The organism is Halovulum sp. GXIMD14793, assembly GCF_054457435.1.
Window position 1 is genome coordinate 1 of the sequence record NZ_JBTLNE010000016.1, and the last position, 20,293, is coordinate 20,293.

At 56.1% G+C, this 20,293-nt stretch carries 18 protein-coding genes and 2 pseudogenes; 1 reads left to right on the forward strand and 19 read right to left on the reverse strand.

The genetic code is table 11. The features are described 5' to 3' along the window. Positions 1 to 636 precede the first annotated feature (636 nt). From ACW9UQ_RS06045 to ACW9UQ_RS06085, 9 genes are all read right to left on the reverse strand, one after another. A complete protein-coding gene (locus ACW9UQ_RS06045) occupies positions 637 to 1,464 on the reverse strand; it encodes a carbohydrate ABC transporter permease (RefSeq protein ID WP_458930107.1) in 828 nt (275 codons plus the stop codon). Further along, the gene (locus ACW9UQ_RS06050) at positions 1,461 to 2,345 is read right to left on the reverse strand and encodes a carbohydrate ABC transporter permease (protein ID WP_458930108.1); all 885 of its coding nucleotides are present in this window, start codon (positions 2,343 to 2,345) and stop codon (positions 1,461 to 1,463) included. Before ACW9UQ_RS06050 ends, ACW9UQ_RS06045 begins: the two co-directional genes overlap by 4 nt. A 3-nt stretch (positions 2,346 to 2,348) precedes the next feature. Further along, positions 2,349 to 3,596, reverse strand: coding sequence for an ABC transporter substrate-binding protein (locus ACW9UQ_RS06055; protein WP_458930109.1), 1,248 nt, complete (start codon positions 3,594 to 3,596; stop codon positions 2,349 to 2,351). A gap of 40 nt (positions 3,597 to 3,636) precedes the next feature. Beyond that, positions 3,637 to 4,614, reverse strand: a complete 978-nt coding sequence (locus ACW9UQ_RS06060) for an amidohydrolase family protein (protein WP_458930110.1) — start codon at positions 4,612 to 4,614, stop codon at positions 3,637 to 3,639. A 71-nt stretch (positions 4,615 to 4,685) separates the two neighbouring features. After that, a complete protein-coding gene (locus ACW9UQ_RS06065; RefSeq protein WP_458930111.1) occupies positions 4,686 to 5,741 on the reverse strand; it encodes an ABC transporter ATP-binding protein in 1,056 nt (351 codons plus the stop codon). A 9-nt stretch (positions 5,742 to 5,750) separates the two neighbouring features. Next, complete coding sequence (gene melA / locus ACW9UQ_RS06070; protein WP_458930112.1) at positions 5,751 to 7,070, reverse strand: alpha-galactosidase; 1,320 nt, start codon at positions 7,068 to 7,070, stop codon at positions 5,751 to 5,753. After that, a complete protein-coding gene (locus ACW9UQ_RS06075; RefSeq protein WP_458930113.1) occupies positions 7,071 to 8,039 on the reverse strand; it encodes an SIS domain-containing protein in 969 nt (322 codons plus the stop codon). Positions 8,040 to 8,050: 11 nt separating this feature from the next. After that, positions 8,051 to 8,995 carry an N-acetylglucosamine kinase gene (locus tag ACW9UQ_RS06080; protein WP_458930114.1) on the reverse strand — a complete coding sequence of 315 codons (945 nt, stop codon included), beginning with the start codon at positions 8,993 to 8,995 and terminating at the stop codon, positions 8,051 to 8,053. Beyond that, complete coding sequence (locus ACW9UQ_RS06085) at positions 8,988 to 9,764, reverse strand: DeoR/GlpR family DNA-binding transcription regulator (protein WP_458930115.1); 777 nt, start codon at positions 9,762 to 9,764, stop codon at positions 8,988 to 8,990. The genes ACW9UQ_RS06080 and ACW9UQ_RS06085 overlap by 8 nt, the downstream gene beginning before the upstream one ends. A gap of 109 nt (positions 9,765 to 9,873) precedes the next feature. Between ACW9UQ_RS06085 and ACW9UQ_RS06090 the strand changes: the two genes are divergently transcribed. Next, positions 9,874 to 11,136: a D-tagatose-bisphosphate aldolase, class II, non-catalytic subunit gene (locus ACW9UQ_RS06090; protein ID WP_458930116.1), complete on the forward strand. Its 1,263-nt coding sequence runs from the start codon at positions 9,874 to 9,876 to the stop codon at positions 11,134 to 11,136. 4 nt (positions 11,137 to 11,140) lie between these two features. On the opposite strand, the pseudogene ACW9UQ_RS06095 reads toward ACW9UQ_RS06090, so the two are convergent. The 10 genes and pseudogenes from ACW9UQ_RS06095 to ACW9UQ_RS06140 all read right to left on the reverse strand — a co-directional run. Next, positions 11,141 to 11,338, reverse strand: a pseudogene (locus ACW9UQ_RS06095) (transposase); the annotation flags it as partial. A gap of 645 nt (positions 11,339 to 11,983) precedes the next feature. Further along, positions 11,984 to 12,730: an alpha/beta fold hydrolase gene (locus ACW9UQ_RS06100; RefSeq protein ID WP_458930117.1), complete on the reverse strand. Its 747-nt coding sequence runs from the start codon at positions 12,728 to 12,730 to the stop codon at positions 11,984 to 11,986. A gap of 357 nt (positions 12,731 to 13,087) precedes the next feature. Continuing rightward, the gene (tnpA, locus tag ACW9UQ_RS06105; protein WP_458930118.1) at positions 13,088 to 13,504 is read right to left on the reverse strand and encodes an IS200/IS605 family transposase; all 417 of its coding nucleotides are present in this window, start codon (positions 13,502 to 13,504) and stop codon (positions 13,088 to 13,090) included. A gap of 196 nt (positions 13,505 to 13,700) precedes the next feature. Further along, positions 13,701 to 13,991, reverse strand: a complete 291-nt coding sequence (locus tag ACW9UQ_RS06110; RefSeq protein ID WP_458930119.1) for a hypothetical protein — start codon at positions 13,989 to 13,991, stop codon at positions 13,701 to 13,703. 8 nt (positions 13,992 to 13,999) lie between these two features. Beyond that, complete coding sequence (locus ACW9UQ_RS06115; RefSeq protein WP_458930162.1) at positions 14,000 to 14,392, reverse strand: putative adhesin; 393 nt, start codon at positions 14,390 to 14,392, stop codon at positions 14,000 to 14,002. A gap of 3 nt (positions 14,393 to 14,395) precedes the next feature. Next, entirely contained in the window at positions 14,396 to 17,443 is a 3,048-nt protein-coding gene (locus tag ACW9UQ_RS06120) for a DUF637 domain-containing protein (RefSeq protein WP_458930120.1), read from the reverse strand. Positions 17,444 to 17,488: 45 nt separating this feature from the next. Then, positions 17,489 to 17,707, reverse strand: coding sequence for a hypothetical protein (locus ACW9UQ_RS06125; RefSeq protein ID WP_458930121.1), 219 nt, complete (start codon positions 17,705 to 17,707; stop codon positions 17,489 to 17,491). A 162-nt stretch (positions 17,708 to 17,869) separates the two neighbouring features. Further along, positions 17,870 to 18,004: pseudogene (locus ACW9UQ_RS06130) on the reverse strand (transposase); the annotation flags it as partial. After that, a complete protein-coding gene (locus ACW9UQ_RS06135; RefSeq protein ID WP_458930122.1) occupies positions 17,991 to 18,338 on the reverse strand; it encodes a helix-turn-helix domain-containing protein in 348 nt (115 codons plus the stop codon). The gene ACW9UQ_RS06135 and the pseudogene ACW9UQ_RS06130, both read right to left, overlap by 14 nt. A gap of 27 nt (positions 18,339 to 18,365) precedes the next feature. Further along, positions 18,366 to 20,282, reverse strand: coding sequence for a filamentous hemagglutinin N-terminal domain-containing protein (locus tag ACW9UQ_RS06140; protein WP_458930123.1), 1,917 nt, complete (start codon positions 20,280 to 20,282; stop codon positions 18,366 to 18,368). Positions 20,283 to 20,293 lie beyond the last annotated feature (11 nt).

Sequence of the window (20,293 nt, forward strand, 5' to 3'; positions counted from 1 at the left end):
TCTTTGATCATCCCAATGATTTGGACTTCCGTGAAACGGCTCTTTCGCATTCGTTTGCTCCTTCAAAAGGTTGAGCAAACTCTACATCAGAACGAGGGAAGTTTCGGGGGGCAGGTCACTGGCGTTAAAAGAAGTGAGTTGCGTTCTCCCCTGATCGTCTTGCCCCACACTTTGCGGTGCTCTCAAATGCCGACCAAACCGGTTCACCCATTTGCGCACCGTTTCCCGGCTGACGGTTATACCGCGTTCAGCAAGCGGACCCTCAACATCCGCCGTGCTGGGCGCAAAGCGATGGTAGACCCACACACCATAGGCCACGACTTCACGAGGGAAACGATAAAGCGTTTCGAGTTTACCATGAGACATCACCTAAAATCGAAACGCGTACACTCTATAGGCTTATCACCGCGTTTCGGGATAAGCTTGTGTCTCAGGTTTATCCCGAAACGCTTTAGCCCTTCAGGCGCGGCATCTCAGATAGAATCTTCATGACAAAAGATTAGATGCACCAACGAGCGTCAGCAAGTTGGCAATGCCTGCTGAGCTTGTCGAACGGAACGGCACAGAAGACTTATTCTATGTTTGAATATGCGTTGCAGTACACAGGCTCTGCTACACTGTCGCCAAACGAAGACATCACTTCAAGCCGCTCATACTTATACCTGCGATGAAATGGCGCTGTGCTAGGAAGAAGACGAAAATGATCGGTGCCACTGAAATCAGTGAGGCAGCCATCATCAACGGCCATTGTCCTGAATACTGCGTCTGGAACAGCGCAAGCCCTACGGTCAGCGTCGTTTTTTCTAAGTTGGCTGGCAAGTAGATCAGCGCGTTGAACAGATCATTCCATGAAAACATGAAGGCAAAGATCGCAAAGGCGGCAAGCGCCGGTTTGGCCAGCGGCAGATAGATCGTAAAGAAGATCCGCGCGAGAGAGGCACCGTCGATCCGCGCGGCCTCGGCCAACTCAATCGGCAATGTCAGGAAATATTGCCGCATCAGGAATGTACCAAACGCCCCGCCCAAAAAGGCGGGCGCATAAAGCGGCGCTTGCGTGCCGTAGAGACCCAGAAACTTGAAGATAATAAATTGCGGGATCGCCGTCACCTGACCGGGCACCATCAACGTGATCAACAGGACCACGAAAATAACATTCCGAAGCGGAAAGCGGACCACGGCAAAGATGAACCCTGCCATTGAACATGTAAGCAATTGCCCAAAGGTTGCGATGGCCGCGATTTTGAAACTGTTCCAAAGTAACAGGTGAAACGGCATGATCTCAAACAAACGCGGGTAGTTTTCCACCGTTGGAGTCGCTGGGATCAGCCGCATATCAAACTGTTCTGCGATGGGTTTCAGGCTGGTCGAAGCCATCCAGACGAAGGGCCCGATCATGCAGACCGCACCGATGACCAAGGCGGTAAAGGCGACGATGTCCCCAAAGTTGCGACGCAGATAGGTCATGCCGCAGCCCCCCACTTCTTTTGCAGTTTGAAGTAGATCAGGGTCAGCACTAAGATCATGCATGTCAGCACGACCGCCTGAGCGGCAGCATCCCCCATGCGGAAGAACCGGAACCCGTTGCGGTAGACCGATAACACCAGCGTTGGCATGGATGAGTTGCCATTACCTGTTCGGGTCAAAATGTAGATGTAGTCAAAGGCCTGAAAGGCGTTGATCGTCACCAACACCATCTGAAAGAAGATGGAGGGCGCAAGCGCAGGTATGGTAATGAAAAACAACCGCTGCCATGCCTTGGCCCCGTCGATCAAGGCGACCTCGTAATAATCCTTGGGGATGGCCTGCAGCCCGGCGAGAAAGATGATCATCCCCCCGCCAATCGCGCCCCAGACATTTGCGATCACCACCGAATACAGCGCCACTGATCGGCTCAGCCAACGCACTGGATCGCCTCCCATAGATGTGATGATTTCGTTCAAGACGCCGTTGTCTTGTGCATAGATCCATGTCCAAAGCAGGCCGACGGCCGTGGGGCTGGACACGGTGGGCAAAAAGAATGCGACCCTGAAAAACGATATCCCTGGGATCGCCCGGTTTAGTCCCAGTGCCACAAACAAGGAGATGACGATTGTCAACGGCACATAGAGCCCGGCAAAGGCCAGCGTGTTCCATAGCGCCCGATTGAACAGCCTGTCATCAGGTAAATCTGTATAGTTGCTGATCCCAGCCGCCTCGGGCGGGGTCAGCAGATCCCATTCCATGAAGCTGATCCCAAGGGTCGCAAAGATCGAGCCGAACGTGCCAAGTAAGAGGCCAACGTAGGTGGGTGCCAAAAACAGCAGCACCCACCACCGCTCAATCCCCATGGGACGGAGGTTCTTCATCGCTTACTTGTTCCGTGCCAATGCGTCATCGCCAAACTCGACGGCTTCTTCAAGGGCGGTGGCCAAGTCTTCATCCCCTGTCCATGCAAGGCTTAGCGCATCACCGACAGCACCGGACCATTCGCTATAGCCGCGGAAGTTTGGCTTGACGTTGGCATAGTCCAACGCCTCGATGAACAAGGCGTGGTCGACCTTGATGGGCTGGTCCAGATAGGCGGGGCCATTGGCCACGTCTTCCAGAATTGGCACCGCAAGCCCGATCTGCGCCAGTTGCGACTGACCCGCCTCAGAGACGGCGAACTTGACAAATTCCCAAGCCACGTCCGGGTTTGGTGTATCCTTAGAGATCACAAAACCGGCCGAGTTCACGATGGTTTTGCGTCCAGCTGGCCCGATTGGCACAGGGGCCACGTCAAAGTTGATCCCGGCAGCTGCATAGTCTGGGATCGACCAGTGACCGGAAAAGCCCATAGCGGCAACGCCAGACAAAAGTCCGTCCCAGCCATATTGCGACAGCTGTTCGGATGTGGGGATGGATTTGTCTTCCAGCAACATGCTGCTGATGAACTCAAAACCCTCGGCGGCTCCGCTTTCCCCAATGAGGGTCTGACCACTGGCTGGGTCAACAATCTCGCCGCCATGCGACCAGATGACCGGGCCCCAGAATGGCTCCATGTCATAGATTTCAGCCCAAGCACCCCACTGGTCTATTGTGCCATCACCGTCTTTGTCCAGTGTCAGCTCTTTGGCGGCAGCCCGGAAATCATCCCAGGTCCAAGTGTCGTCAGGATAGGCCACACCAGCGGCATCAAACATGTCCTTGTTGTAGTACATCACAACCGTCTGGAAATCGCGGGGCATGCCATACATGCCTTCTTCCAACTGATAAGCCGTTAGCGTGACAGGATAGACACCTTCCAGCACAGATGGGTCCGCGTCCAGATAGGGCTGCATGTTCAACAAAACGCCGCGCGATTGCCAATCAGGATAGGCGGGCGCGTCCATGGCAAAGATATCCGGCGGGGTGCCGCCAGCCACCTGAACCTGCAGCTTTTCCCAATAGCTGGTCCAGTCGGCAACTTCGATGTTCACTGTCACATCGGGGTTGGCAGCCTCAAAGCTTTCGGCGATGCCGCCCCAAACTTCGCCCTCTGTGGGGCTGCCCCAGAGGGCAAAGCTGATTTCTGTCTCGGCAATCGCCACGCTTGCGTTAAGGCAAACGGCTATTGCTGTTGTTGTAATATGTTTCATGTCTTCCTCACTGTTGGGTCTGTTTGACTTTGGCTCACCCTCAGGTCGTGTTTGCCGCTTCCAGCCCAAAAAGCTTGGCGGCGTTATCATTGTAGATTTTCGAAAGCACCGATTGGGGGAGGTGCAGCCCATAGATCATCCAGCGCCCTTGTCCCGGAACCGGGTCTGGCGCATAGCTGAAGTATTCGTCGTCGGTTTCCAGGAACCGAGCATAGATGGCGTAGGTGTCTTTGTCCGGCCCTGCATCCGTGCCAAAGATGATCCTGTCTTGATAGGTGATCATGAAACGCCGGGCCGCTGCAGGCACACGGCCCAGTTCGGCAATCCGCGCGGAAAAATCGATCAACAGGTTCGGGCATGCGTCCATCAAGGCCGATACCCAGCCCAGATTCTCGGCATAGCAGGCCACATGGGCGCCGATAAAGATGGTCTGCGAATGGCGTCTGACCAGATTGGCAAAACCTTCAATGATAGTATGAAAACTGGGAAATTCCTGCCTGCAAAAGGACCATTCAGGATGATTGCCCAATTCATCCCAGCGTTCGTTTTCCGGGGTGATTGGGTCAAAAAAGGCAACCGGATCAGCCACATGGACAAGAACGGGCAAGCTCAGTTCACCGGCTGTTTGCCAGATCGGGTCAAGCCGAGGGTCATCCACACGCGCTAGCGCGCCAGTCTCATCGCGCACAGTCAGACCAAAGGGCTTCCAGATTTTCAAACCTTCCGCGCCGCGCGCCGCCTGGGCTCGCAATCGCTGGGCCGCTTTTTCCGGAAAGGCGCTGCCTTCCTCCGCCCATTTGTCCCAATCGACACCGCCAAAGACGCGGTATCGTTCAGGCGCGACCTCTTTGTAGCGGCGCAGACGATCGTCCAGTACGTCGTCGCCCCAGCCGCCATCCAGATCGACGTAATGGGTGCAGAAGGTTTGGCTGAGATGATCAAAGAATTCGGGCGCAGGCCGTTTGTCCCAGTCGCCCCCGAATTGGCCCAGATGGTTATGGGCATCGATAAAGGGCATCGACGGCCCAGTAATGTCAGTTGCTGGCCTGACAACGCAGGGCTTGGGCCGAAAATTTGATAAGGCCAGGCTCATGACAGGCGCGCGCCCGTTGCGTGATCAAAGATATGCGAATACCCGTCCTTGGGCCGCAAGGCGATGGTGTCGCCCTTGGTGATTTGCTGGCGCTCGGAAAACAGCGCATCTATGCGGTGCTCGCCGACCTGCGTGGCGACAAAATCGGCGTTTCCTGTTCGTTCAATCCCCGTCACGGTCGCGGCAAAGCTGTTTGGCGTGTCTGCTAGCACCAGTTCCAGATGTTCTGGGCGAATGCCCCAGCTGACCGGGCCGTCCTGGGCGATGCCAAGGTCGATCGCGATGTCATCACCGATCGAGACCTGACCGCTCCCCGCCAATGCAGGCAGGATGTTCATAGCGGGAGAACCGATGAATCCTGCAACAAATGCATTGGCCGGGCGGTCGTACAGGTCGAGTGGGGGCCCGACCTGTTCCAAACGTCCCTGACGCAAAACAACGATCCGGTCTGCCATTGTCATGGCTTCAACCTGATCATGGGTGACGAAAATAGAGGTCGAATTCAGACGGTCATGCAGCGATCTGATTTCAGCGCGCATCTGCACCCGCAAGGCCGCATCCAGATTAGATAGCGGCTCATCAAACAAGAATACTGACGGCTGACGCACGATGGCGCGGCCCATGGCAACGCGCTGGCGCTGACCGCCTGATAACTGGCCGGGCATTCGGTCCAGATACTCGGCCAGGCCCAGCACCTCGGCCGCCTCGCGCACGCGGCGGTCAATTTCGTCGCGGGTGCCACCGCGCAAGCGCAGCGAAAAGCCCATGTTCTTGGCAACAGTCATATGCGGGTAAAGCGCATAGTTCTGGAACACCATGGCGATGTCGCGTTCTTTGGGCGCGACGTCGTTCACCACCTGACCGGCAATGGCGATTTCACCGCCGCTTATATCCTCAAGGCCCGCGATCATCCGTAAAAGGGTGGATTTGCCACAACCAGACGGGCCGACCAGCGCAATGAACTCGCCGTTTTGAACGTCGAAATCAACGCCATGCAAAACCTGCATGGTTCCATAGAACTTTTCGAGATGGCTGACCCTAACCTGCGTCACCTGATTTTCCTAGTGATACGCTGGCAAATAGTTGCCATGGGCGTCGATCAATTCGTCGCAAAGCGCGCGGATCTGATCCAGCGACAGCTCTGCCGCCGTATGCGGGTCCAGCATGGCCGCGTGATAGACATGCTCGCGCTTGTTGGTCAGCGCCGCTTCGACGGTCATTTCCTGCACATTGATCTGCCAGCGCATGATTGAGGCCAGCTGCGGCTTGACCTTGCCCACGCGGATCGGCTGGATGCCGCCGCGGTCAACGTGGCAGGGCACTTCAACAGCGGCATTGGCAGGCAGGTTTTCAATCAGCCCGTTATTGCGCACGTTGCCGTAAATCTTGTAGTTTGTGCCGGTGACCATACCGTGAATGATCGCAGCGGCATATTCATTGGACTTCTCAACCTCAAGCGGGGCACTTTCATCTTCAAGCTCGCCCTTCAGGGTTTCCCATTCAGCAATCTGATCTTCGCAGCGGGTGATATATTCATCCAACGGCACCTGGAACTGATCCACCAGATCAGGCCGACCTGATTTGATGAACCAAGGGGTATATTCGCTGAAATGTTCGCTGCTTTCGGTGACGAAATGCCCGAAATGCTTCATCACGGCAAAGCGGACTTTGTCGCTCTCGGGATAGTCATCACTTTCGGCAATCGCGCGCAGTTTGGCGTATAGGTCTTCTGTCCCGCCACCTGGCAGACGCTTTTCGAATTGCGTGAAAAACGACACGTGATTGATACCAGCGGCTTTGTAATCAATCTGGGAAATATCCTCGCCCAGCACACGGGCCAGATGTTCGGATGTTTCCTGCACCGAATGGCACAGGCCGACATAGGCGATATCGGGGAATTTTTCCTGCATCGCCCATGTGATCATCGCCATCGGGTTAACGTAGTTCATCATAAGCGCGCCCGGGCACATGTCCTGCATATCGCGGGCGATATCAAAGACCACGGGAATGGTGCGCAGCGACCGGAAGATGCCGCCAACGCCCAGCGTATCCGCGATGGTCTGGCGCACGCCGAATCTCTTTGGAATGTCGAAATCGACGACTGTCGCAGGCTTGTAGCCGCCAATCTGCATCATCAGAATGACGAAATCGGCGTCTTTGAGGGCCGCGCGACGCTCGGTCGTGGCCACAATGTTCAAGTTCTTCAGCCCCAAGGTGGACCCGATACGGCGGGTCATAATTTCGGATGTCGACAGACGCTCAGCATCGATATCAAACAGGGCAATATCGCTGTCGGCCAATTCAGGGTTCGAAAGAACGTCGCCCAGAATATTCTGGGCAAAAACGGTAGAACCGGCACCGATAAGAGTGATTTTCGCCATTTAGCTGGATCCTTCCTGCAGCACGACGACTTTGGTCAAATGCCGGGGGGTTTCAGTGTTGATATTCTTTTGCAGGGCGACTTTTTCGCCCAAAAGTTGTAGCGCTGGCAGCATCGCCAGCGTCCGTGCGCCATCGGCAATAGGCATGTCGATTTGCAGATCACCGGGGCCGCCAACGCCGATCACCAGCGCGCCTTTGGCCTGCACATCACGGGTGACCTCGGCCTCTTCTGCTGTGGTATCGGGATGGTACAAAACGACAACGACAGATGCGTCATCAATCAGCGATATCGGCCCATGGCGGTATTCCATTGGGTGAAATGCCTGCGAATAGCTGATGCTCATTTCCTGCAGTTTCAGTGCGGCCTCATTGGCGATGCCATAGTTTTCGCCCGCGCCCAGATAGACGAAATGCGACCGCCCTTTCAGCAAGGACGGACCGTTTTCGTCGACCGCTGCCAGCGCGTTGGCGGCAGCCATGATTAGGTCATCGGTGACGGCCGCGCCAAGCATCCGCAATCCGCCCAACAACATCAGGCTGGCCGAGGTGGTCATCACGATGCCTTCGCGTGCGTCCGTGGGCAGGTAGATGCCTGTCTCGGCAGTTTGCAGGATTTTCGAGTTTTTCTCGCAGGATATTGCTGTTGTGGGCAAGCCTTGCCCGCGCGCTTCTTCAATCGCTTGCACTGTTTCTGTCGTGGTGCCCGAGCGTGACAGGCCAATCACCCGGCAGCCCGCCCGATCCGCGATATAACGATCCGCCCGCCGCGCCCATTCCGCGCCGGGGACAGCAACAGCCTGCTTGCCGGCGGCATTGGCCGCGCAAGCCAACGTTTGCGCCAGATAGTAGGATGTCCCACAACCGACAAAAACCAACACATCGCCGCCCAAAGTGGGCAGCGGCTGCTTTATGGCCTTGGTCAAGTAGGGAAACTGATCGCGAATGACATCTTCGGTAATAGTGGTCATCGATTAGCCTTTCAAATTGCCTTGAGGGCATGCCGATTGGCCTGCGCTGCGAGGTTCGCGGCAAGTGCCGCGACCCAGTCATGTGTGATTGTCCAACCAGCCCGTTGCGCCGCATCCAGCAAGGCACCGCCAATTGGCGGCAGCACCGGTGGGGCGGGCGATGTCCCCATAAGGACAGTTAATTGATCCAACACAGGCCCCGCATTGAACACGCCGCCCGCATAGGACCAGATGCCACCAGAGTGTAGCCCCGATCGATGTTGCGCGGCCTTGGCCGCGCGCGCCAATTCACCGGCCGCATCCATCAATATGGCGTGGGCAGATGTGTCGCCCGCATCCGCCAATGCAGAAACAGCCCGCGCCAATTGCCCGATCGCTGTCCGCGGCTGGGACTGGCTATAGACCCAATCAATCAGCTTGTCTGCGCCTATCCCCGTTTGGGCGCAAAATGCCTGCGCAAAGCCATCATCGAGCAAACGGCCATCGATCTGGCTGGCCGCATGGGCAAGCGCCCTGCGCCCAATCCAGAAGGCCGATCCTTCGTCACCGAAAATGTCACCATAGCCGCTGCTGCGGGTGGTTCCTTTGGGCCCAGTTGCCCAGGCCATCGCCCCTGTACCGGCCAGCACAAGAACACCGCCACCACCTGCAAAGGCACCGCGATGGGCTGATGCGACATCATTCTCAACCTTTGCAGCGTGGCCTAGAATGTCTTGGGTCACATTTGTTTGTGATGCGGTGATTTGCGTGACTTCGCCATGATAGGGCAAGCCCAAGGTTGCCGCCAAAGGCTGCCCGCAATCGGCCAGGCATGCCCGCAAGCGATCAGGCGCGTCGGCATCAGCCATTGGATCCAACGATGGGCCCAAGTCAAACCGGCGCAGACTGGCATCGGGCGCGATAGCCGCAATGACGGTTTTTGTCCCGCCTGCATCGATGCCCAAAATCTCAGTCATCGGGGCGGTCCACTTGCACCAACGCTATACCTGTTTCGTTCAGCTTGCGCGCAAAATCATGCGCCAACGATGTATCCGACACGATGGCCATTTGACCGACAAGCGGACCGACCTGATAGGTCAGGCGCGTATTAAACTTATCGGAATCGGCCAGAATAATCGGTGCATTCGTCCGCTCTAGCATCAGCTTGTTGATGCGTGCTTCCTGTTCGTCTGCCGAATAAATCGCAAGGTCCGGCCCAACAGCGCCCACCCCTAAGAACACTTGATCAAACCACAGGCTTTGCAGCGCCTGCTCGGCCAGCGGCCCCACCATCGAGGCGTTTTGCACGCGCAATGCGCCGCCCAGCAAGGTGACAGACACATCGGGCACCTGCATCAAATGCTGGGCCACAGGCAAGCAGTTGGTAAAAATACGCAGTGCCATCGGGCGCAGCCGGATCAGCCGCGCCAGCTGCAAAACCGTCGTGCCAGCGTCCAAAAACACCGACGAACCGGGATTAAGCATATCGTAAGCCCGCTCACCAATCGCACGCTTGACATCCAGATTGATTTGCTCGCGGCTTTCAAAGGCAATTTCAATATCCGAATTACCCGAAATTTGCGCCCCGCCATGGGTCCGCTCGATCGTGCCATCTCTTTCAAGAACGGTCAGATCACGCCTGATGGTTGGCTCGGATGCATCAACAGCTGCCGCAAGCTCGGCGATGGACATATGCCCGCGTGCGAACAACACCTGCCTGATAGCAGTGATCCGGTCGAACTTCATGGAACCTCCTTGTCGCGATGCACAGAAAATCTATATAATTGATCATTGTCAATCACAATTTTGATCATTATTGATCATATAATATCTGAATTTTGAGCGAGGGCCGACGATGACGCAAAATTATTTGGCAAATTTGGTGACGTCACATGACCAAGGCCGCCCGATTGGCATCACCTCTGTTTGCTCTGCGCACCCTCAGGTGCTCACGGCGACACTGGCGCATGGAAAGGACCATGAAGGACCTGTTCTGATTGAGGCGACCTGCAACCAGGTCAATCAGGATGGCGGCTATACCGGCATACGCCCGCAACAGTTTCGCGACCGCGTCGGACAGATCGCCGCGCAGGAAGGGTGTGAAAACGAACGCATTATCCTAGGCGGAGATCACCTCGGCCCCAACCCTTGGCGGCACCTTCCGGCGGCAGAGGCGATGAAGAAAGCCGAAGTCATGATCGCCGAATTTGCCGCTGCCGGGTTCACGAAAATCCACCTTGATTGCAGCATGGCCTGCGCAGATGATCCAAGCCCCCTGACTGAAACGGTCATCGCCGGCCGCGCTGCAGAACTGGCCGCCATCGCCGAATCTGCAAAAGGGGAACACGACCTCTATTATGTCATCGGCACCGAGGTTCCCCCACCCGGCGGGGCGACAGAATATGTCGAAGCACTTGAACCAACCAACCCCGATATGGCCGCCGAAACCTTGCGATTGCACCAAGTAGCCTTTGCCAGCCAAGGGCTGGACGCGGCCTTTGACAGGGTCATCGGTCTAGTCGTGCAGCCCGGTGTCGAGTTCGGGCACGAAAATGTTGCCATATACCAACCCGAAGCCGCCCGCGATCTTATCGCGGCACGCCGCCAGATGGGCTTGGTCTACGAGGCGCATTCCACAGATTACCAAAGCCCCGAGGCGCTGGGCCAGCTGGTCAAAGATGGCTTTGCCATTCTAAAAGTCGGCCCATGGCTAACCTTCGCCCTGCGCGAGGCGCTTTACGGGCTTGACGCGATCCACCGCGAACTGACTGGTCAGTCAGTCTTGCAAGAGGGCATGGATAGGCTGATGACAACCAAACCCGCCCATTGGAGCAGTCACTACGAAGGGACAAACCAAGAAATAAGGCTACAGCGACATTTCAGCTATTCAGACCGCATACGCTACTATTGGGCAATGCCCGAGGCGCAATCACTGGTCGAAACCATGATTAAGGGACTTTCAAGACACCAAATCCCCGAGACGTTGATCTCACAACATTTACCGATCGCTTGGGCGGACGTGGCGTGTGGCGCGCTTGACCCAAAACCAAACGTATTGATGCGCGCATACCTGACCAACGTTCTTAACATCTACGCCAGGGCAGCAAAGGCGAACTGAACCACTACCGGCTAGCGCCGGTAGGATTTGCGATGTGCTGTTCCAGGTACTGAAGTACGATGTCCTCTGTGATGGCATCGTTGGTGGTCGAGAAGTACCCGCGCGCCCAAAAGCGCCTGCCCCAGTAGCGTCGCTTCAATTGCGGGAACTCGCGTTGGATCCTGTGTGAGGATCGCCCATTCATCAGTCGTACCAAGTCGCTAAACCGGCCATTGATCCAGCAGGCATCGACGGCAGCTTTAGCTTTGTCCCGTTCCTTAAAGCGTTTCGGGATAAACCTGAGACAAAGGATTACCCCGAAACGCAGTGATCAACCTATAGGGTGTACGCGTTTCGATTTTTTGTGATGTCTCAAGGTAAACTCGAAACGCTTTAGTCGCATTGATTGTTGGTGTCTTTATTTTCCTAGGGCTGTTGTTTCATGCGTTCTGGCAACGAAACCTGTGGTATGGGCTGGTCCTTCTCAACGCCGGAACAGTCCTGAAAATTATTGTCAGTGTTGCCTTTGGGCAGGAGGCAGGTATGGCGGCAATTGTACCATCACTTAGCAGCTTGTTCGTAATTAATTTGTTTGCGTGGTTCTTATGGCGACGCAAACGTAACGACAGAAATTGACAGAATGCACTTGAGGAAAGGTCCTAATTGCATCCGCACCCCTCCCAAAAACCACTGGTTTCTGGTCCTGCAACCACACCTTGAGGTGGGCGTTCCGCTGACAGCCGTGGCGGACGCATCGAGGCATCAGGGGTCAAGTACGTCTTGTCGAATGCGCCTTCAGAATCGGACCCGAGACAATCAACGAACTCATGTCGCTGCACGACGCAGAACTCGAGCAGATCGCAATCGATCAGTCTGGAGCAGGCCGGGAACGACGTTCCAGATGTGCGCGGATGGCGGCATTAACATGGGCAGGCGCATCGCGGTTCAGGATGTGTCCGGCATTGGCTACCTCCTCAAATCGGGAATCGGGAATCTGCGCCGCCATTAATTTGGCACCTGCATGGGTGGCCGGGTTTTTTTCGCCGACCATAATCAAGGTTGGCACTGCGATATTTACCAGCCCGCCGCGCCCGTCATAGGCCAGTGCAGCCCGCATGATGTCGCGTGCATTGCGGGCCTGCATCCTCCTAATGGCGGCTTTGACATAGCAGCCAGCATCCGCCGTTTCCGCGCCCATTGAACGTGCTGGTAAAATGGTCAACCAGCTGGGTCTGATAAAGCCCAAAATCCCAAGTGCCCAATGGCCGAACGCGCGGACGCGGCGGCTTTCGGTGACATTCGGCACCGATTCCATAAGCACCAGATGGCTTACCTCCTCTGGCCAGCGGCGCACCATTTCCAGCGCGACCATGCCGCCCAATGACAGGCCGACCAGCGCATATCTCTTTGCATCTGCAGCAACCAGCGTCTGGTGCACCGCCTCAGCCATAGCCTCGACACTTGTAACGGCAGGCACCACCCCATGGCCCGGCAGGTCTGGGGCAATTACCTGAAAGTCGGGGGAAAAAGCACTGATCTGCGGTTCCCAAAGCGTCCGGTCAACACCAGCACCATGCAAGAAGACTATCGTCTGCGGAGCATTCTGATCGGCCATAACTGCGCTTATAGACGCGTGTCTCGGTCTGGCAATCGATTTTTAAGATCACGGCGAATGCCAATATACACCTTACCGATGTCGCTCTTCACAAGCTGCGGCACCGTGATCTTGGTAAGTCATGCCTGTAGCCGCACAACGTTGTCAAACAGGACTGCAATCTTCCGCGCCGTGTCCGTAACAGCCTTCTACTTGCCGATCCGCGCAGAGAAGCATCGAAAGGCCGCCCCCAACCCGCTCTGATGTCCCATTTTATATGACGACGGACACGACGCTAGACAACTTGAATTTTTTTGCTTCGGAAAAGAAGTCGTGGACCAGTCCAGACGCCGACACGTCCTATCCGTCACTGAACGACTACCGGCTGGCGCCGGTAGGATTTGCGATGTGCTGTTCTAGGTACTGAAGTACGATGTCCTCTGTGATGGCACCGTTGGTGGTCGAGAAATACCCACGGCCCCAAAATCGCCTGCCCCAGTAGCGTCGCTTCAATTGCGGGAACTCGCGTTGGACCTTGTGGGATGATCGCTCTTTCATCAGCCGCACCAAGTCGCTGATCGCCAGCTTCGGCGGAACCGACACGAACATGTGGACATGGTCGGCTGACAGCACACCCCGGATGATATCGACGCCCTTTTCGTGACAAACCTGGCGGCAAATGGCACGCACACGCAAGCGGATGTCGCCCGTCAGCACCTTGTAGCGATACTTCGTCGACCACACGATGTGATAACGGTGATGGAAAACGCAGTGGCTGCCGGTGTCGTATTGCATGATCATACCCTGTAGAAAATGAGCCTTCGACCCGGCTGCGACTCATTTTCTACAGGGTATGATCATAAGACGATTCTTTCACGCTGAAGCAGAGCCGACTGGAAGTCGGTGGGTTTGCTCCAGGGCGTGGATACTAAAGAATGTCAGGGAGACTTTTCTATTCGACATCATGATTTCTTAAGTTGATCTATGAATATCACAGCTCACCAATCATTGCGTCATAAACATTCGTCTTTATGTTTTCCTCGTTCCCCCGAAGAAAGTCAGCTAGTAGCTGTGTCTCCTCATCGCCGAGAATTCTGATCTCGCCCGTCGATACTCTTTTCAGTTCATACCGATTATAGTGAGGCGTATCCCTTTCGCCAATACTTCTCATCATCCGAAGAATGTATCTTTCACCCTTGATGATAAGTAATAGTACAACCGATCCGCCATCGCGCAATGCGTCGGAATACTGAACCGTCGCATCCTGAAAGTTGATCTTCATTCCCGATCCTATTCCTCAAACATCGTGCCATTGGGGAACTCATTGGTACACGTAGCCAGATTGATCCAGCCCATATTTGGTGCTAAGATTTCAGACAAAGGGGTTTGCCTATCAACAGTTCGAGAACCCGGCAATATGTTCAGATCTGGTCCCGGATGAATCACATAGTCTGGAATCTCAGCTCCCGGTAGATAGGTTTGCGCACCTTCAATACTATCGGGCAAGATTTCCTGCTGAAGGCGCATGCCCCCATCGACATCACCTGCCTCAATCAAGCGGCCCGCGTCATCAAGCAACGACTGATTATGTCCAATTGGTACTGTAACCGAAGTTCCGTCTGGAACAACAGTGGTTGGCACCGTACCATCTGCGTTGAGATTGATTGAGCCATGACCTGCAATTGATTACCCATCACCAATATCCACATCCGGATTAACAATCTCAGCATCCGGCGTGGCCCTCGCGATCCGTGTTGCCGCCCCTGCTGGCACGACAAAGCTTACCACAACCGTACCGCCGATGATGGCGTCCCGGGTGTCTTGCGGCAGATCATTCCAGGCGGCGCTGATAACTTCGCCTGTTGCCTTATCGGCAAAGTTGACGACAACCGCAGCACCCTCACCAGCAAGGGCCATCGCATCAACAAACGTCTGCGTGGCTGTCGGGAAGTTTTCGTTCGAGAAAAGGAAAGCCTCTTCAGCGCCCGCAGCGACCAGGCTGCCGATCAGATCTTCGCCCCGCCCGATTTCGCGCAGGCCTTCAACCGGGTTTCCACCACCCTCGACAGTCGCATATCCGCCCGCCGCGATGATGATCCAGACAATCGCCGGGATCGCGTTATTTTCGAAACCAGACCGGCCAATCGACGCAGCAGAATTGACATTTTCAGCATCACCGCCCGATGCGGCATAGCCAGCGATCGCAGAGAGCAATTCGGCATGATTTGTGTGATCCTGTTGATTAAAAAACGCATCAAGCGGATCGACAAGACCACCATAGACCGCCTGCGCCGCGGCACCAGCAGCACCTGCACCGCAACTTGCGTCCGTCAGTTCAGCCGCAACGCAACCCACGGCAGCATGCAGCGCAACATGTGTAAAATCGCCTTCCTCATACGCGCCTCTGATAACACCCTTTCCGATTTCGGACTGAACGTCTGCTAAAAGAAAGCCGACAGCGGATTTCGTCGTGCTGGCAAGAAATGCCGCTTCAAATTCGGTGTCATAGACGGCCGTCGAGAGGCCTGATGAAATGGTCGCATCCAATGTGGCCTCTGTCAGGTTTGCGACTGTGAGCTTGTCGCCAAAACCCAAGACAGGATCAGTGGCCCAGTCTATGCCATCGAACGAGCCGCCAAAGGTCTCGAGATTGATCCCACTGGTCAGCCCTGCTGAGAGTGCGGAGAAGCTAGCGGCACCCACGATGGCATTGATATCCACTTCACCCGACACAACGCCAGCACCAGTTTCGACAACCAGCGTTGAAGTGAAGCCGATAGTAGCGGCGTTCACGGCTGTGCCGAGGTTGGTGAGCGTCACGGCCCCAGTGGCGGCATTGACCGTCCCGAAGGCCGTGTTACCCATGGTTGCGAGCTGCGCCCCGACATCCAGTGCGGCGAGGCTGCCCAACCCCTGCGTCACCAGTATCGTCACCAACGCCTTGAACGCAGGGTTCAGCGCCTGCTGGCGGTTGTAGAAATGATAGCTGACCAACTCAATCGGTTCGTTGATCGTGCTGTCACGGCCCAGAACCCCGTCGAGGTAGGCATATTCCGCACCGTCCGCACCTGTCGGCAAGATAACCTGACGCACGAGGAATTCACCTTCTTCGGTCCATTCGCCACCCTCGCGCCAGTGGAGGTTTTCTTCGTCGGCGCCAGACTCCCATTTGTCGTCTAACCCGCCCTGATCCTTCGCGGGTGAATCGATCCCCAGATAGGCGTTGGCGAATATTGACCGCCCGTTCTCGGCCTCGGTCGTCCATGCGGCGGGATGTGCGCTGTCAAACAGCGGGTCGCGGATTGCCGACAGCACGATCTGCGAGTTCGGATCGAGATTGACCCCACCGGCTGCCTGAATGCGGTTGAACGTCACGCTTTCGCTGATGTCCTCGACCGTGGTGTCGGTCATGATGACGCCATTGTCGCGGTGGGTGAAGCTGAACTGATAGTCTTGTTCGATCGCGGCCAGCAGGTAGGTCGTGCCGGTCACTTGGGTAACGAACTGCCCGCCTGCGTTGAAATCCACCGCTGTCAGGGTCAGATCACCGCCCGAGTTCAGGGCGATGTCACCGGCAGTATCGGCAAACACGCCACGGGCGATGTCATGGGCACTTTTCGTTGACGTATCGTTGCTCACCAGCCCCCAGACAGTGGAATTTTTCCGATAACTTGTTTCGACAAAGATATCGAAGGGGGCGGCAAAGACCGAACTGCCGTTGACCGATACCATGGCAAGTTGGCCCGGCGCCATGTCCGCGCCAGCCACACCGGGTATGGTAAAGCGGCTGCCTTCGACAAAGATGTTGTTATCGGCCACACCCGTAATTGATGCGGCCTCGATTTCCACCACCTGATGGGTGACGCGGGTCGTCATCCTTTGGCGGACTTTGGTATTGAAACCCAAGAAGCCGGATTTCTTGTACCGGTAGTCGCGGAAATACAGATCAGACACAGCCGCCAGCAACAGATCACCATCCTGGGCAATCATGCCAACGCTGCCGCCTGCTGTGATATTGGCCCCTTCAAGCACGATATCATTCTGTCCCGCCACATTGCCGGATGACAAAAGCAGGACGTCATCGCCTGCTGTAAGGCGGGTTGTCAGGTGATCAACGCGTTCCACATAATTGCGGTTTGAACCCGACTGATCACCCTTGGCCGAAGCCAGCCGCAGCACACCGATATTGATATCCCCACCCGCCAGAAGCGTGATGTTGTCACCCGCTGCGATCCGCGCGCCACCGGTTGTGATCGCATCGCGCGCCGTCAGCACAAGCGTGCGACCCGCCTCCAAAGTTGCGGCAGGCAGACCAACATCTTCGCGGTCGGTACGCCCGCGCCGATCTGTCACCAACGTCTGCGCGCCTGTCACAATCTCGATGTTGTTGCCGACGACGGCAATGTTCTGGGCCGATATCGTGCCACCGGTCGAGCGGAACATATCACTGACAACGATGCTCAGATCGTTGGTCGCCCGGATGTTGCCGGAATTGTCAAAGTTGCACGTGCGTACATTCACATCACGCCCGGTGATCATCGCGCTGTTCAGGCCCGCAAAGCGGATTTCAGGGTTGGCCAGATAGACCTTTGGCGCAAGCACACGTTCGCCATTGATCACTGTTTCTTCGAGCCAGATGATGTCACTGATCAGCGCCCCGATCTGATCAGGTGTCAACGCGACACCCGGCGTCAGGTCAAGGTTTTCCAGCGCATTGATGGCGTTGTCATACATCGCCGCGATCTGCGCGCGCTCATCAATGCCGGTGGTCAGGATCAGCTAGCCCAGCAGCTCTTGCAGCTGCTTGCGGATCAGCAACGCCTCGGCATAAGCATCGCCGAAACGGCGCAGTTCGGGGTCGTATTCAATCGCCTGCAAGAAATAATCAGACGAGATGAACTGATCGAGATCGACAAATTCGGAGCGCGTTTCGACAAGGAATTCGGCATCCGGGTCGCGGTTGACGACGATAAGGTCAGGTTTGCCCTGTGGTTTCAACTGATCGCCGCAACACAGGCTTCAAATTTCTCCGCTGGGGTTTGGTATTGCAAGGTTTTCCGTGGCCGCTCGTTAAGCTGGCGTGCGACGGCGCTGAGTTTGGCTTGACTAAAGCGTTTCGGGATAAACCTGAGACAAAGGATTATCCCGAAACGCTTTAGCCAGCATCACAAATCGGGAATGGCGCTCCACGAGTGTGGCGATGTAGCTGTTGTTGGACCCCACGATCAGGTCGCCTTCCCAGTGTCCCGGCACGGCCCGATCCTCGACCTCAGGAGGCCGTTCACTGATCGGGACCGCACCCTTGATCTTGCGCAGCTTCAACCCTTTCTGGGTTGCGTACCGTGATTGTCGAAGGCGAGCGGTTCAGGCTTTTGGCGATAAAACGCAGGGACTGATTTGCAACCAAGCCCCGAGATATCTCCTCTCGCTCCGGCAAGCTCAAAGCAAATCGCGATCTCTTACGGGCAGGTGGCCGGAACCCGCCGAACTGCGCCAAATGCGGGAAGATCGAAGATGATGCACGATCAAAGTGTCGTCCTATCGAACTCATCGACTCGCCGCGCTGCCATCGATCCCACATCTCGGATTTCTGTTTGTCGGTGTAAAACGTTCGCGTTCGATACTTCATCTCTCACACTCCATCTTTCCAAAAAGATTAAAGTGTTGCGCTCACCCGTTGAAACCGCCCGATAGAGTCGACACTGATGGTGCCAAGATCGGTACTCGACGGTCCCGCACGGTTATTGGTGATCGCGGTCTGCGCCCCGTTCTGGATATAGCCGGTGATCTCGGTCAAATCGAGGTTGCCACCGGCTTCGATCACACCGAAGTCGGCGCCGATGAACTCTGCCGTGCCACCATTGTTGCGGAAATAGTTCTGGTCGATATTGGTCAGCGTGTCCGACGCAATCGTAATGTTGCCAAAAGCAGAGATGCTGCTGAACGCGTTTGTGACGTCATCAGCGGTGATCGTGATATTGCCTGCTGACAGTATTTGCGAGCGCTCGCTGCCATAGTCAAAGCTGCCAGACAGCTGGATGTCTTCGTAGCAGGTCTGCCGGTCGCATTCCTCGCCTGGCGCAATGGTGCCACCCGTGGTGATGTCTGCGTCTGCGATAACAGGCGCAGCGCGGGTGTTGTTGAAGGTAAGAGCGGCAATGCTGATGTTGCCGCCGATGGTTTCCACCACGCCGCCGAACTGGTTGGTAAAGGCCGCCGCCATCGCATTGTCATCGCCGCGAACAGTGATGCCATTATTCGAGATAATCGTGCCGCCATCATTGGTGATGTCCGCGTCACTGCGCAGGCTCAGACCAGTGTCACCGAACATCAGCCCTTCATTGGTCAGATCAAGGCTGGTGGTAACCAGCAGCCCGCCATCGGTTGATGCAAGTGTGCCCATGTTGATCAAGCTGTCCGCATCCACCTCCAGCGTCTGAACAGAGGTCACATCCGCGCCGCTGCCGATGCGGAACGCGCCTGCAACATCCAGATCAAAGCGTGTTGCAGTGATCTCGGCATTCGCACCCACATCCAGATCACCGCCCACATTCAGTAACGCCGCGCTATCAGCAACCAGCCTGGCGTTCGCTTCCAGTACAAGGTCTTCGGCGCTGGTCACATCGACCTGCTGGGCGGCAACATCACCCTGCACCACAACCCGCTCGGTGCTGCGTACGGTCACCTTCTGGCTGGCGCTGGCATTGTTCATCACCAGACGACCATCAGCGGTGATGGTCATCCCGCCTGCATTTGCGGCCATGTCGCGTGGAGCGCGCACGCCGACCCCATCTTCGGTCGAGGTGATCGTAATGGAATTGGCAAACATTCCGCCCAAAGCGGTGGAATCGATCGCCAGCCCGTCTGGCGAAGACCCGTCCGGCGCCTTCTCAGTCACCTCACCCGTCGCATAAAGCACATCATTGCGCCCCGCCACGATCCGAATGCGCTGCCCGCTGACGACTCCGCCGACAGTAATTTGCCGCGACAAGAGATCGAATGTGGTTGTGTCGGAAGCATCCAGGCCCCCGGCACCAATGGCCACTGCACCGCCATCAACGGAAAAACCGGTAAAGCGCTCACCCTCAAAGCTTGGTGTGCCTGTTGTCAAAGTCAGGCGGCTGGTATTGATGAAGCCGCAGCCATCACACGTGATCCCGTTGGGGTTGGCAACGATCACATCAGCACGCTGACCGCCGACCTCCAGAAAGCCGTTCAGCACCGAAGGGTTAGTCGAGGTCACCTCATTGAGGATGATCCCTGCCGCCCCACCAGACAGGTTGCTGTTGCCCTGAATGATCCCACCGAGCTGGGTTGTGGCGGTATTGCTATCTACATTGTTCAGGATCGCGCCACCCGGGCCGACGCCGAACCCGGCGAAGGTGTTGTGCGACACGCCCTGACCATTTGGCGTGTTGATCATCACCATTGGCGTGCCATTGGCACTATCTATGACTTGCGGCCCGTTTCCATCAGCCACGATGGACTGTGCCAGCACAGGTTGCGCACTGATCAAGGCAATACACAGCGCTGAGACCGCATTGTTCAGATATGTTGTCATCTTGCGTGTCATCGTGAATACCT

Coding starts and splice junctions, on each gene's coding strand:
- ACW9UQ_RS06045 (WP_458930107.1), bottom strand. CDS start 1,464: ATGACCTATCTGCGTCGCAACTTTGGGGACATCGTCGCCTTTACCGCC.
- ACW9UQ_RS06050 (WP_458930108.1), bottom strand. CDS start 2,345: ATGAAGAACCTCCGTCCCATGGGGATTGAGCGGTGGTGGGTGCTGCTG.
- ACW9UQ_RS06055 (WP_458930109.1), bottom strand. CDS start 3,596: ATGAAACATATTACAACAACAGCAATAGCCGTTTGCCTTAACGCAAGC.
- ACW9UQ_RS06060 (WP_458930110.1), bottom strand. CDS start 4,614: ATGCCCTTTATCGATGCCCATAACCATCTGGGCCAATTCGGGGGCGAC.
- melA (WP_458930112.1), bottom strand. CDS start 7,070: ATGGCGAAAATCACTCTTATCGGTGCCGGTTCTACCGTTTTTGCCCAG.
- ACW9UQ_RS06075 (WP_458930113.1), bottom strand. CDS start 8,039: ATGACCACTATTACCGAAGATGTCATTCGCGATCAGTTTCCCTACTTG.
- ACW9UQ_RS06080 (WP_458930114.1), bottom strand. CDS start 8,995: ATGACTGAGATTTTGGGCATCGATGCAGGCGGGACAAAAACCGTCATT.
- ACW9UQ_RS06085 (WP_458930115.1), bottom strand. CDS start 9,764: ATGAAGTTCGACCGGATCACTGCTATCAGGCAGGTGTTGTTCGCACGC.
- ACW9UQ_RS06090 (WP_458930116.1), top strand. CDS start 9,874: ATGACGCAAAATTATTTGGCAAATTTGGTGACGTCACATGACCAAGGC.
- ACW9UQ_RS06100 (WP_458930117.1), bottom strand. CDS start 12,730: ATGGCCGATCAGAATGCTCCGCAGACGATAGTCTTCTTGCATGGTGCT.
- tnpA (WP_458930118.1), bottom strand. CDS start 13,504: ATGCAATACGACACCGGCAGCCACTGCGTTTTCCATCACCGTTATCAC.
- ACW9UQ_RS06110 (WP_458930119.1), bottom strand. CDS start 13,991: ATGAAGATCAACTTTCAGGATGCGACGGTTCAGTATTCCGACGCATTG.
- ACW9UQ_RS06120 (WP_458930120.1), bottom strand. CDS start 17,443: ATGTATGACAACGCCATCAATGCGCTGGAAAACCTTGACCTGACGCCG.
- ACW9UQ_RS06135 (WP_458930122.1), bottom strand. CDS start 18,338: ATGAAGTATCGAACGCGAACGTTTTACACCGACAAACAGAAATCCGAG.
- ACW9UQ_RS06140 (WP_458930123.1), bottom strand. CDS start 20,282: ATGACACGCAAGATGACAACATATCTGAACAATGCGGTCTCAGCGCTG.